Genomic DNA, 12,083 nt, shown 5'->3' with positions numbered 1-12,083 from the left:
ACCCCTCCGGGAGCGACAGATGCGTCCCCGCACCCTGTTGGCGTTCGCCCTCGGCCTGGTGCTCCTCGTCACCGGCTGCGGCGATCCGGGCAAGACCCCGGAGAAGGTCACCGCCCAGCCGTCGGCCTCGGCCTCGGCCACGCCGGAGCCGAGCCCGACCCCGAGCCCGATTCCGCGGCCGAGCCGCACCACCCCACCGGCGAAGCCGAAGCTGCGGCCGGTGCCGAAGAAGCTGCCGCCGGGCCTGCACCGGGCCAGTGGGAGCCCCGGGGTGGCGTTGACCTTCGACGACGGTCCGGACCCCCGCTACACGCCGCAGATCCTGGCCCAGCTCCGGGCGGCCCACGTCACCGCGACGTTCTGCGTGGTGGGCCGGCAGGCCAAGCGCTACCCGCAGTTGATCGCGCAGATCGTCCGCGAGGGTCACCAGCTCTGCAACCACAGCTGGCACCACGACGTGGACCTCGGTCGGCGCCCGGTGGCGGAGATCCGGGCCGACCTGGAGCGGACCAACCGGGCCATCCACGCGGCCGCCCCCGGCGCGCCGATCACCTGGTTCCGGCAGCCCGGCGGCCGCTGGACCGCCGAGGAGCTCACCGTCGTCCGGCAGCTCGGGCTGCGTCCGCTGCACTGGAGCGTCGACCCGCAGGACTGGGACCACCCGCCGGCGAAGACGATCATCAAGCGGGTGGAGTCGGCGACCCGCCACGGCTCGGTCGTGCTGATGCACGACGCGGGCGGCGACCGGACCCAGACGATGGCCGCCTGCCGGCACCTGATTCCGGACCTCAAGCGGCGGTACGGGATCGTCCGGCTCCGGTGAAACCACGCCTGACCTGCGCTCTTGTCCGCCGGTGTGCCGACGGCCATACCGGTTTGGCCGTCCGAGGAGGCATGGCATATGCTTCTCATGCCTCCGGCGGGGCCGGATGGGAGCAAGTCCGCTTGAAGTTGCGAGTGTGCAATGATGGCGGGGCCGCCCTCATCGTCTAGCGGCCCAGGACGCCGCCCTTTCAAGGCGGTAGCACGGGTTCGAATCCCGTTGGGGGCACGGTCCGGCTCGCGCCGGATGCAACACCAGCCAGGTCCTGTGGAGCAGTTGGAGTGCTCGCCGCCCTGTCAAGGCGGAGGTCGCGGGTTCAAGTCCCGTCAGGACCGCAAGCGCTGACGCCGCGCACCTCATGCGCGGCGTTCTGCGTATCGGCCCATGCGGTAGCATGTGCCGAGCACCACGGCCAGGTAGCTCAGTTGGTACGAGCGTCCGACTGAAAATCGGAAGGTCGGCGGTTCGACCCCGCCCCTGGCCACATAGCCTTTCGCCGGGCTACAGGAGCGCCGACCAGCGGAAACGCCGGTCGGCGTTCTGCTTTTCGCCCCGGGAGTCTGTCTGTCCGGTCTAGCCCTCGTTGACCCCGGAATCCCCCTGATGGCCGCCCGATGTTGCACGGGGATTGCACGACTCGCCTTGACCGGGTGCGTGAAGCGGCGCGAGCCCATCTCGTGGCGGAGATCGCACCTTCGTGGCAGCCGCAGCAATCCTCTGGGCGCACACACGCACGACACTGGATCGTGTACGGTCCGCCGAGTGCGGAAGCCTCCCTTGCCCAAGCCCTCCCCGCCGGTCACGGAGGAGTGGCTACGGCAACGCAACATTGGAGGGGTGCTTCCCCGGTTGACCGAGCCGATCGAGATCCACGACTACGACCCCGCGTGGCCGCAGATGTTCCAGCGCCACGCCGAGCGCATCCGGGCAGCCATTGGTTCGCATGCGCTTGCGGTGGAGCACGTTGGATCGACGGCCGTACCCGGCCTCGCCGCCAAGTTTCGCCTGGATATTGACCTGATCGTGGCCGATCCTGCAGATGAGGGAACGTATCTGCCGGCGTTGGAGGCGGCCGGCTACGTCCTCAAAGTGCGGGAACCTGACTGGTACGAGCACCGCTGCCTGCATGGCTTCGATCCGCCGGTCAATCTGCATGTCTTTGGCCCGGACTGCGACGAGCACCTAAGGCACTTGATCTTCCGTGATTGGCTACGCGAGCACCCGGAGGATCGCGAGTTGTACGCCGCAGAGAAGCGCCGCATCGCCGCGCTGAAGGTGTCGTACATGGCCGAATACGCCAGCCAGAAGGCTGCGGTCGTGTTGGAGATCCTACGCAGGGCAGGCCTGAGATGATCCCTAGCTAGGTCTACGTCGCCACGCTGTCCCCATCCCCCGAATAGGTGCCGACAACTGCGGCGCCCGGTCGGGGTCAAGGGTGGCCGTAGGCCATCGGCGTGCCGACGCGCAGCGCCCTTGACGCCGGGCGGGCGGCGTAGAGGATTGGGCGCCTGGGGGATGGGTCACGTCCTGGTCCTCGTCGTCATCGAACCGCGGACAGCGCCCACGTGACTCGAAGGCAAGCAGCTCTGCTGCGCGGCAGCGATCGCCCCGCCGTCAACGGCCAGTAACCCCGATGGCGATCGTCCCGCCTCAGCCCTCGTTCATGCTCCTCGAAGCGTGGCCGGCCGGCCCGGCCGATGCCGGCCGGAGGTCGCCAGCAGGCCGGGGCCGGACCGGCGCGGCCCGCTTGCGGGCCGCCTTGATCTCATAGAGCGCAATTCGGCAGTGTGTGACCGCTTACCCGTGTCCCGTCACGGGACATGCTTGACACTCGCGTCCCACCACATGCTTGACACCGCCGGCTGAGAGCGTGTGAAGTCGGCCCGGCTCGTCGGTGCGACCCGGAGGTGATGGGTGGATTCTGGCCGGCTGGAGACCTGGCGCGAGGATCTGCGGAAGGCCACCGCCTCCGCGGTGCTCGACTTCGAAGACCGCTACGGGTACCCACCTGGCGAGAACGCCGTCAGCGAGCCCGACGCAGCCGCTGCTGCACGGCTCGCTGCTGTTCGTCCCGCCATCCCAGCCGACCTCGTAGACCTGTACGCCGCAATCGGTGCCGTAGATCTACCGGACGTCGGTAACGGGTTCTTCCTGCACACGACCTCTGACGTGGCTGACGCCCACGAGTCACGGAACCTCTGGCACGTACGTGGCCGCCACGACGCCGATGTTGTCGTATTCGCCAGCGATGGCGGCGGCACCCAGTACGGGCTGGCCATGCCGGCAGGATCTCCCGTCTACCGCCTGCCACCGGACGCTGTCCTCGGCGGCATCTACACCTCGGAAGACCCGCGCTTCGACGTAGCCGCCCCGGACCTGCCAACCTTCCTCGACCGCTTGCTCCAGGCCGTCAAGGCGTTCGCTGCATCGAGCACAACGCCGAGCTTGTAATCGATCGCCTAGGCCAAGCGTCAAGGATGTGCTGGGACGGATGTGTCAAGCATGTGGTGGGACTAGGCAGTGACCGCTTACCCGTCTAGGTTGCGGATCTCTTCGTACAGGTCGTCCGCCGCGCTCGCGCCTCGGTATGGCTCGGCACGAAGCATCGCGGCGAACCTGTCGAGCCGCTTCTTGATCCAGGAAATTTGGCGGTCCGCTGGCAAATCGAGAATCGGCCGGATGGCGGCAGTGGCGGCGTCGAGGTCCCCGACTTGCAGGAGAGCGGTTCCTTGATAGACGTGGGCCAGAGCCTCGTCATCCAGGGACCTGCTCTCCGGGGGTTCCGCCTCCCACAGCTCGATGGCCCGCCCCGCCTCTCGGGCAGCTCGTTCCGCGTCTGCCCCACCCGCCAACCAAATCAGGCTGCTCCCCGCGTAGTAGTGCTGCTTAGCGACCGAGAAGCCGAAGAGACCATCGACGGAGTCCGTGCTAGCAAGCTCCTCCCGTTCCGTCTGAGCTAAGTCAAGGGTGCGGTTCGCGCCTGCGGAGTCGCCGAGATTGGCATGGCACTGAGCCACGCCGCAGAGCAGCCGTATCCGGCCGGTGCCCCGTGCCTTGTAGCGCAGTCCGTCATGCACGTAGTCCAGGGCGTGGGCGTAGTCGCCCTTAAAACGCGCGATCAGGCTTTGGGTGCCGCGTGTCCACGCGCGTAGCTCGTTGTCTCCAGCGTGTTCCGCACAGGTCCATGCAGCATCTGCGTGGGTCATGGCTGCATCGGCGCTGCCCAGGTCGAGGGCGGCGTATGCCAGTACGCCTTGCAGCCTGCCCAGCAGGAGATAGAGATCCCTGAGTTCGTGTGGGGCGTGGTGGCGGTCGCGCAGCCGTTGCAGGACCTCGCCGCGCAACTCGACGGCATCTTGCAGCATCGGCCCCGGTGGCGCTCCAAGGTAGGCGACCGCCAATCCGTCCACCCCGTCGCTGATCTGGGCCAGGTCGTGGCGATCCTCGGCGGCGGTGAGCAGCCGGAGGGAGTCCTTGACGGAGGCCGTCAGTAGCTTGCCCATCCGCTCGGCGTCATGCCGCTGGTTGGCCTCAAACTGCCAAGCTTCGATCAGAGCGCCGCGCGTGCCGAAAGCCTGGTCGGCTCGCTCTGCGAACTGTCGGTCCGGAAACTTCTCGCCCTGCTCGACCTTGCCGATGTAGCCGCGGTTGTAGGTGATGCGCTCCGCGAGATCGCGCAGCGACCAGGTGCGCTCGGCCCGCATGCGTCGTAGTTCAGCGCCGAATGGCGGCTGTGCGGCGCTCGTTGAAGCTGCCACGGATGGGCCTCCCCTGCTGTCGCCCACTCGCCTCAGTTGATGTTGGGCGACATCCAAAGTATCGACGTTGCGACATGTCCTCGGGAGCCTAGGAGCATGAAGCGGACCCTTACTCCGGAGGAAGCCAACGGGATTCTTGCCCGACTCGACATCTTGGCGGCGCGTCTGGCGAATCTGACGCAACGAGCAGACGCGCTGGACGCTAGCTCGTCGGCCCGCCCTCAAGACGACGCAGCCGCTGATCCAGCCGAGCAAGCTCGTCGTGCATCGAGTCGAGACGCTTCATGATCTCGTCGTGGACCGTCCCGGACGTGGACTCTGTCTCACCGCTGAGACTGCGGACGAACGTGCCGCGCCCCTGCCACGAGACGATGAGGTCTTCGCCGCGTAGATCCGTGAGCGCCCGCTGCACGGTCATCTTGGCTACGCCGTACTGCTCGGCCAGCTCGGCCACAGTGGGCAACCGGTCCCCTGCTGAGTACACGCCATCCCGGATTGCTGCGCGGAGAGCGTCGGCCACCTGCTGGTACGGCGGTCGCCGGTTATCCATGTCCAGACCCACGCTTCCAAACCTAACCTTCCTAGCTCGCCTGAGCGAGATAGCAGATCCAAGGATCTTGGTGGCGTCCATTGTGGTTACTGAAAGACCTAGGTAACCTAGGTCTTACGTCTAGCGCTGGTCTACCCGGCGGACTCATTCGGAGGTAAGGGCATGGTTCCCAACTCGATCAAGGTTCCGGTTCCGTTCGACTACGTCTTCCCGGCTGGTGCGCTGTGCCTCGGGGTGGAGCCGGTGACGGACTTCGACAAGCGCGGCCAGGGCGACGACCAGGCGCGCGACAAGGACACGGGCGAGCGCCTGTGGGTGGTCAAGGTCCTGGACCTGGACCCGGAGGCCGGGAAGTTCGGCGGGTCGAAGGAAGTCAAGGTGAAGATCGCCGCGCCGGTGCAGCCGGTGCCGCCGGCGTCGAAGATCCCGGGTTACCCGCCGGCGGTGGTGTTCTCCGACGTGACGCTGACGCCGTACGTCGACAGCCAGCGGTGCAAGGGCTCGGGGAAGTGCCGGGCGCGGCAGGCGTGGTCGATCCGCGCCGGTGCCATGACCGAACCCGCCGCCGCGACGAAGCAGGCGGCCTGACCAGATCTGGACGCGCGGGGCGGGACTCGCCCGCCAAGACAACTCGCGCCCCGCGCCTCACCCGCTCTCCCTCGAAAGGAGTTGGGCTGATGCCCACGCTAGCTGACGCTGCCCGCATCGCCGGGAACCCGCGCCCCGCCCCGCACCGTCGCACCCACCGCCGCACCGTGATGCGCCTTGCCGGGGCGGGCATCCGGGCCGCCCGCAACGTCTACACCACCGTTCCCGCCGACGCGGTCAGAGTGGCCGCGCTGGTGGAGATTTCCGCCGCCGCCGCTGCTCTGGCGCGGACGGTGGTGAAGCTGCGCCACCTGGACCCGGATCTGATCGCCCCGCACGTCTCCGACCGCGTCGATCTGCGGGCGGTCCTCGGTCGGGGTCGGTGGTTGCCGACCATGACCCGTCACGTCCCCGCCCCGGAGTCGGGACCGGTGGACCTGGCCGCGCTGATGCCGGCCCGCCCGGCCGTGCGTCGCCGCGTTGTGCGTCGCCGTCCCGGTTCGCCGGGGCAGGGCTCCCTGTTCACCGCCGCGACGGCGGGGGAGGGCTGACCGATGCCGCTTGTCAACGTGATCCGGGGTGACCGGATCGACTCCGCCCCGATAAACGTGCGGACCCCGTTCATCCGCATCCCGCTGTGGCTGGCCCTGACTTGGTGGACGGTCAAGGCCCTCGCTCGCCTGGCCGTGGTCCTGGTGCGGTTCTGGTACGTCACCGCCCCGGCCGCGTTCTTCGGCTGGCTGTATCTGCGCTTCGGCTGGGCCGGCCCGGTCGGGGTCATCGTCCTGGTCGCGGTCGTCGCCGCCGGCTGGGGCTTCGGTCACCGGCCGTCGTTCCTGCGGTTCGGGTGGTGGCCGGTGCTGTCGCGGTATCGGCGGTGGCTGTACGGCCGGAACTGGCACGCCGCGATGGTCACCGCCCGCCTCGCCGTCTCCTTCGACTCCCACACCGTCCTGCCCGTCCTGCGCCGGGTCACCTGCGCGGCCGGCGTCGACGTGGTCACGGTGCGGATGGTCACCGGCCAGATTCCCGACGACTTCGCCAAGGTGGCCGAACGCCTCGCCCACACCTTCGGCGTCCGCCAGGTCAAGGCCACCCCCGGCAACCGGCCGGACGTGGTGCTGCTGCACCTGTTCCGCGGTGACCCCCTCGCCAAGCTCCTCCGCCCCCTCCCGGTGCCAGCGGTGCCGGAGTTCACCGCCCTGCCGGTCGGCCGGCGCGAGGACGGCGACGGCTACGACCTGCGCCTCTTCGGCACACAAGTTCTCGTGGTGGGCGCCACGGGGTCGGGGAAGGGCTCGGTCATCTGGTCCGTGGTCCGCTCCCTCGCCGCCGGGGTCACCTCGGGCCTCGTGCAGCTCTGGGGGCTGGACCCAAAGGGCGGCATGGAACTCGGGATGGGCGCACCGATGTTCGCCCGCTTCGCCCGCAAGGACTACGCCGCCATGTGCGAGCTGATCGAGGAAGCCGCCACCGTCGCCAAGGACCGCGCCGGGAAGCTCTACGGCCGCACCCGCCAGCACACGCCGACCCCGGATGAGCCGCTGATCGTCGTGGTGATCGATGAGCTGGCGAACCTGACCGCGTACCTGACCGACCGGCAGTTGAAGGACCGAATCAAGGCCGCCCTGTCGATCCTGCTGTCCCAAGGCCGCGCCGTGGGCGTGCACGTCCTGGCGGCGATTCAGGACCCGCGCAAGGAAGTCCTGCCGTTCCGGGACCTGTTCCCCACGCGCATTGGGCTAAGGCTGGCTGAGGCGGCGCAGGTGGACTTGGTGCTGGGTGAGGGGATGCGGGACCGGGGCGCGCTGTGCGACCGCATCCCCCAGTCCCTGCCCGGCGTCGGGTTCGTGGTCATCGACGGCGACCCGACCCCGATGCGGGTCCGGTTCTCCTACCTGACCGATGACGAGATCCGCGACATGGCCCACACCTACGGCCGGCTCCGCGTGATCGACGGTGAAGTCCTGGACGGTGCCGCATGAAGCCCCACCCGAACTCGACCCGCGCCGACCGCGTTGAGGGCCTGGTCCTCGTCGTCATCCTCCTGCTCGTCGCCGGCTTCGCCGGAGCCGCCTCGTTCACCCACGTCAAGGACTGGACCCTCGACAACAGCCCGGACGGCACAGGCGAGTGGTTCGGCTGGGCCAACGCCGTCATCTCCGAACTCGTCCCCGTCGCCGCCCTGCTGACCATCCGCCGCCGCAAGCGCACCGGCGGGCCGATCGGCTACCCGATGTTCCTGCTCGTCGCCGCCGTCGCCCTGTCCCTCGCCGCACAGCTCGCCGTCGCCAAGCCCGGCCTGTCCGGCTGGCTGCTGTCCGCCGTCCCCGCCCTGGCCTTCATGGGCCTGTCCAAGCTCGTCCTCACCACCGCCGCCGCCCCAAGCCCGGCCGCCGACCGTGCGCCGGCCAGCCCCGTCGAGCAGCAAGCTCCCGCCCGACCGGTGGAGCAGTCCGCGCCGGCCCGCCCGGTCGCGCAGCCCACCGCACCGGCTCCTACGCCGGCCGTTGCTGAGCCCGTCGACCCGGTCCCGGTCGAGCCCGCTCGCCCGGCCCCGGTCGCCCCGCTGGCTCCGGTGTCGCCGGCTGCCTTCGCCCGCCGCAATGGTGTCCCGCTGATCGGAGAGGTGACCCGATGACCGACGCACTCCTGTCCGGCCTGCTCTTGGTCGCCGGCCTCGCCGTCTTCTGCTGGGATCAGTACCGGCTCTACGCCGTCCGCTACGAACTTGCCGCCCTGCAACGCTCTGCCCTCCGCGACCCGCTCACCGGCCTCGCTAACCGCGCCGGCCTGGCCGACGCCTGGACCCAGCTCGCCCCGCTGCGCCCGTGGGTGGTCGTGGTCGACCTGGACGGCTTCAAGCCGGTCAACGACACCCACGGCCACGCCGCCGGGGACCTGGTCCTCACCGCCGTCGCCGCCCGGCTGCGCACCGCTCACGGCCTGGCGGCGCGGCTCGGTGGGGACGAGTTCGCCGCCCTGCTCCTGGACACCGATCCGGCCGCGGCTGCCCGCCGGCTCGCCGCCGCCATCGCCGCGCCGGTCCGTCTTCCCTCCGGCGTGGCAGTGTCGGTGACCGCCAGCATCGGCCTCGCCCCGGCCAGTCCGTCCGGGCTCGCCGCCGCCCTGGCCAACGCCGACGCCGCCATGTACCGGGCCAAGACCACCCGCACCGGGGTCGTGGCCTTCGACCCGCTGCGCGACGACCACACCACCCCCACCGCCGACCCCCGCCCCGTCCTCCGGGTTCGCGACCTGACCCCGCCGTCGCTGGGGGTGGGCCGATGACTCTCACCCCGACGCTGCCCGGCCTCGAACCTGCCACCCCGGTGGAGCCGAGGCCGGGCTCCCGGGCCGCCCGCATGTTGATGCCCCGCTCCGTCGACGTGGTCAAGGACCTGGCCGCTGACTACGGCGTCTGCACCCGCCCCGTCAGCCTGCGCCGCACCGACCTCGACTCCGGGCAGACGGAAGTCATCGACATGCCGTGTGGGGCCACCCAAGAGGCCAAGTGCCCGGCCTGCGCCACCCGCGCACGGCGTCTGCGGCAGCAGCAGATCCGCGAGGGCTGGCACCGTGACGACGAACCCAACCCCGGACCTGAGCCGGCCACCGACGCGCAACGCGGCCTGATCGTGGCTCGCGCTCACCTGGAATTTGCCCGCGATGAGGCCGCCCGTGCTTCTCAGTGGGATCAGGTCGCGGACCTGGACGACGCGATCGCGGAACTGGAAGGCCAGATCACGACCGAGGGCATGCGCGGCCGGCCGGCTCCGCCGCACGCCACCGACGACGACCAGGAGGGCGACGGCAAGCGGCGGGTCCGCTCGACCAAGCGGCGGCAGGACGCCCCGGACCTGCCCCGTCTTCCGGTCGACAGCCGCACCGTTGGGCGGACGTTCGAGGGACACGCCGGGGTGGTGTTCCGGCCGTCGATGTTCCTGACCCTCACCCTCGGCTCCTACGGCCGGGTGCACTCCGACGGCACGCCGGTCGACCCCGATGCGTACGACTATCGGCGGGCCGCCTGGGATGCGGTGCACTTCCCCCGGCTCCTCGACCGGTTCTGGCAGAACCTGCGCCGGGCGGTCGGCTGGAACGTGCAGTACGCGGGCGCGGTCGAGCCGCAGCGGCGGCTTGCCCCTCACGCGCACTTCGCCATGCGCGGCACCATCACCCGCGCTCTCGTCCGGCAGGTCGCCGCCGCCACCTACCACCAGGTGTGGTGGCCGCCCGTCGACGAGCTGGTCTACGAACCGGGAAGGGCGCCGCAGTGGAACCCGGCCGCCGGCGGCTACACCGACCGGGACACCGGGGAGCTACTGCCGACGTGGGATGACGCCCTGGACCTGGTCGACGCCGACCCCGACGCCGAACCTGTGCACGTCGTCCGCTTCGGCGTCCAGGTCGATGCCAAGGGCGTCCTCGCCGGCACCAAGGACGCTGATCGGTGCGTCGGCTACATCACCAAGTACCTCACCAAGCAGGCCGCCGACTGCCACGACGTGACCAGCGGCCGGCAGCGTGCGCATCTGGAACGGCTCTGGCAGGAGTTGCGGCACACGCCGTGCTCGGAGCGGTGCGCCAACTGGCTGCTCTACGGCATCCAACCCAAGAAGGCCCGGCCCGGGTTGAAGCCGGGCAACTGCAAGAACAAGGTCCACAAGCGGGAAACCCTCGGCATCGGCGGCCGGCGCGTGCTGATCTCCCGGCAGTGGTCCGGCAAGACCCTGGCCGACCACCGCGCGGACCGGAAGGACTGGGTCAAGGCGCTGCTCGGGGTCACCACCGACGCCGACACCGCCCCGGCCGGCGGCGAGCAACGCCACGCCTGGGAACTCGCCCGGCCCACCGACCCCGACGTCGCCCCCCTCGGCCACCGGGTCCTCCGGGCGATCTCCGAACGCATCCAATGGCGCGCCCAGCTCGACGCCGCCAGACGTGCCGCCGACTCGCCCGATGTTTCGGCAACCGCAGACACGAACCCGACCGGGAAGGAGGCTACCGAGTGGAGAAGCTGCTGACGGTCAAGGAAGCCGCGGCTCGCCTGGGTACCACCGAGCGATTCCCCCGCCGGCTCATCGCTGAGCGGCGCATCCGTTACGTGAAGCTCGGCGGCCACCACGTCCGCATTCCTGAACCCGCCTTAGCTGAGTTCATCGCCTCCGGCACAGTCGAGCCGGTCACCGTCACGTGGGCAAGCGGAAGGGTGGTGGCCTGATGGGTAAGCGTCGTCAGTTCGGCATGGTTCGCAAGCTGCCATCGGGGCGGTTTCAAGCCTCGTTCCTGCCGCCTGCTAGTGGCGTTCGGCAGAACGCGCCGCACACCTTCAAGACCAAGACCGATGCTCACCGCTGGCTGACGTTGGTGGAGGCGGACATCTCGCGTGGCACCTGGATGGACGACCGTGCGGCAGCCGAATTGTTCGGCAACTACGCGCGGGCCATCCTGCGGGACAGTCCGAAGATCGGTGTCCGTTGGCGGGAGACGTGCGAGCGAAATCTTCGACTTCACCTGGCACCGCTGGTGGGCGTACCCCTTCGGGAGCTGACGGCGAGCAGGGTCCGGGAGTGGCATGCCGCCGCTCTACGGGGTAGCGGTGGCCGTACCTCTATCTCTCAGTCGTACCGGTTCCTGCGGATGGTCATGAACACCGCTGTTCGTGAGGGCATCATTGCTCGGAACCCGTGCCAGATTCCGGGGGCCGGCACGGTCCGCGTCGCCGAGCGTCCTGTCGCTACGCCGGCTCAGGTCGTCGCCCTGGTCGGCGCCATCAATCCGCGTTACCGCACGGCGGTACTCATCGCTGCCTGGTGTGGCCTGCGGCGTGGGGAAATCGCGGGGTTGCGCGTCTCGGACGTCGACCTGGTCGAGCACACCATCACAGTCCGCAAGGCCCGGGTCGAGCCGCTGCATGATCGGGGGAAGGCGTTCGACAAGGACCCCAAGTCCGAGGCGGGCAAACGGACCATCGCCATCCCGCCACACGTCATCCCGGTGATCCGTCTGCACCTGGATGAGTACGCGGGCAAAGATCGACTGTTCGTCAGTCGCGATGGCTCGCCCCTGCGGGGGGACACCTTGTATCAGGCGTTCGTCCGCGCACGGGCGAAGGTGGGCCTGGATGACCTCACCTTCCACGACCTGCGGCACACGGGGCAGACCCTCGCCGCACAGACCGGCGCGACTCTGGCAGACCTAATGAAGCGGCTGGGTCACTCGTCCATGGCGGCAGCTCGTCGCTACCTGCACGCCGTGGACGGGCGTGACCGGGAGATCGCCAAAGCCCTGTCCGAGCTGGCCGCGCATGGCGATGTTGCACGGCTGCCCCGGCACATCACCATGCGGAGCTAGTTGGTGC

13 protein-coding genes and 3 tRNA genes are annotated in these 12,083 nt (G+C 69.5%); 14 read left to right on the top strand and 2 right to left on the bottom strand.

Annotated elements, in window-relative coordinates; translation table 11 throughout:
* Positions 1–19 precede the first annotated feature (19 nt).
* From O7600_RS19780 to O7600_RS19755, 6 genes are all read left to right on the top strand, one after another.
* Positions 20–823 (top strand): polysaccharide deacetylase family protein, encoded by an 804-nt coding sequence (locus O7600_RS19780; protein WP_281589444.1) that lies wholly within the window; start codon positions 20–22, stop codon positions 821–823.
* A gap of 155 nt (positions 824–978) precedes the next feature.
* Positions 979–1,051, top strand: a tRNA-Glu gene (locus tag O7600_RS19775).
* Between the two features lie 33 nt (positions 1,052–1,084).
* Positions 1,085–1,158 (top strand) — tRNA-Asp (locus O7600_RS19770).
* Between the two features lie 75 nt (positions 1,159–1,233).
* Positions 1,234–1,307: transfer RNA gene (locus O7600_RS19765), tRNA-Phe, on the top strand.
* Positions 1,308–1,672: 365 nt separating this feature from the next.
* Positions 1,673–2,176, top strand: a complete 504-nt coding sequence (locus tag O7600_RS19760; RefSeq protein WP_281589442.1) for a GrpB family protein — start codon at positions 1,673–1,675, stop codon at positions 2,174–2,176.
* Between the two features lie 621 nt (positions 2,177–2,797).
* Complete coding sequence (locus tag O7600_RS19755) at positions 2,798–3,274, top strand: hypothetical protein (RefSeq protein WP_281589440.1); 477 nt, start codon at positions 2,798–2,800, stop codon at positions 3,272–3,274.
* Between the two features lie 77 nt (positions 3,275–3,351).
* Here the strand turns inward: O7600_RS19755 and O7600_RS19750 are convergent, their stop codons facing one another.
* Together O7600_RS19750 and O7600_RS19745 are read right to left on the bottom strand one after the other, a co-directional pair.
* On the bottom strand, positions 3,352–4,581 hold the full coding sequence (locus tag O7600_RS19750; protein WP_281589438.1) for a helix-turn-helix domain-containing protein: 1,230 nt from the start codon (positions 4,579–4,581) through the stop codon (positions 3,352–3,354).
* Between the two features lie 202 nt (positions 4,582–4,783).
* Positions 4,784–5,212, bottom strand: coding sequence for a winged helix-turn-helix domain-containing protein (locus O7600_RS19745; RefSeq protein ID WP_281589436.1), 429 nt, complete (start codon positions 5,210–5,212; stop codon positions 4,784–4,786).
* Between the two features lie 81 nt (positions 5,213–5,293).
* Here O7600_RS19745 and O7600_RS19740 point away from each other — a divergent pair, with 81 nt between their 5' ends.
* The 8 genes from O7600_RS19740 to O7600_RS19705 all read left to right on the top strand — a co-directional run bounded on the left by O7600_RS19740 (position 5,294) and on the right by O7600_RS19705 (position 12,076).
* Positions 5,294–5,719, top strand: coding sequence for a hypothetical protein (locus tag O7600_RS19740; RefSeq protein WP_281589434.1), 426 nt, complete (start codon positions 5,294–5,296; stop codon positions 5,717–5,719).
* Positions 5,720–5,808: 89 nt separating this feature from the next.
* The gene (locus tag O7600_RS19735) at positions 5,809–6,270 is read left to right on the top strand and encodes a hypothetical protein (protein WP_281589432.1); all 462 of its coding nucleotides are present in this window, start codon (positions 5,809–5,811) and stop codon (positions 6,268–6,270) included.
* Between the two features lie 3 nt (positions 6,271–6,273).
* Positions 6,274–7,704, top strand: coding sequence for an FtsK/SpoIIIE domain-containing protein (locus O7600_RS19730; RefSeq protein ID WP_281589430.1), 1,431 nt, complete (start codon positions 6,274–6,276; stop codon positions 7,702–7,704).
* Positions 7,701–8,360, top strand: coding sequence for a DUF2637 domain-containing protein (locus O7600_RS19725; protein ID WP_281589428.1), 660 nt, complete (start codon positions 7,701–7,703; stop codon positions 8,358–8,360). The genes O7600_RS19730 and O7600_RS19725 overlap by 4 nt, the downstream gene beginning before the upstream one ends.
* Positions 8,357–9,010 carry a GGDEF domain-containing protein gene (locus tag O7600_RS19720; protein WP_281589426.1) on the top strand — a complete coding sequence of 218 codons (654 nt, stop codon included), beginning with the start codon at positions 8,357–8,359 and terminating at the stop codon, positions 9,008–9,010. Before O7600_RS19725 ends, O7600_RS19720 begins: the two co-directional genes overlap by 4 nt.
* Positions 9,007–10,746, top strand: a complete 1,740-nt coding sequence (locus O7600_RS19715) for a replication initiator (protein WP_281589424.1) — start codon at positions 9,007–9,009, stop codon at positions 10,744–10,746. The genes O7600_RS19720 and O7600_RS19715 overlap by 4 nt, the downstream gene beginning before the upstream one ends.
* On the top strand, positions 10,731–10,943 hold the full coding sequence (locus O7600_RS19710; protein WP_281589422.1) for an excisionase family DNA-binding protein: 213 nt from the start codon (positions 10,731–10,733) through the stop codon (positions 10,941–10,943). Before O7600_RS19715 ends, O7600_RS19710 begins: the two co-directional genes overlap by 16 nt.
* Entirely contained in the window at positions 10,943–12,076 is a 1,134-nt protein-coding gene (locus tag O7600_RS19705; protein WP_281589420.1) for a site-specific integrase, read from the top strand. The genes O7600_RS19710 and O7600_RS19705 overlap by 1 nt, the downstream gene beginning before the upstream one ends.
* Positions 12,077–12,083: the final 7 nt, after the last annotated feature.

Source organism: Micromonospora sp. WMMA1998 (assembly GCF_027497375.1).
Classification (GTDB): domain Bacteria; phylum Actinomycetota; class Actinomycetes; order Mycobacteriales; family Micromonosporaceae; genus Micromonospora; species Micromonospora sediminicola.
Note: the sequence above shows the minus strand (reverse complement) of the source record. Positions and strands in the feature narration are given on the sequence as shown.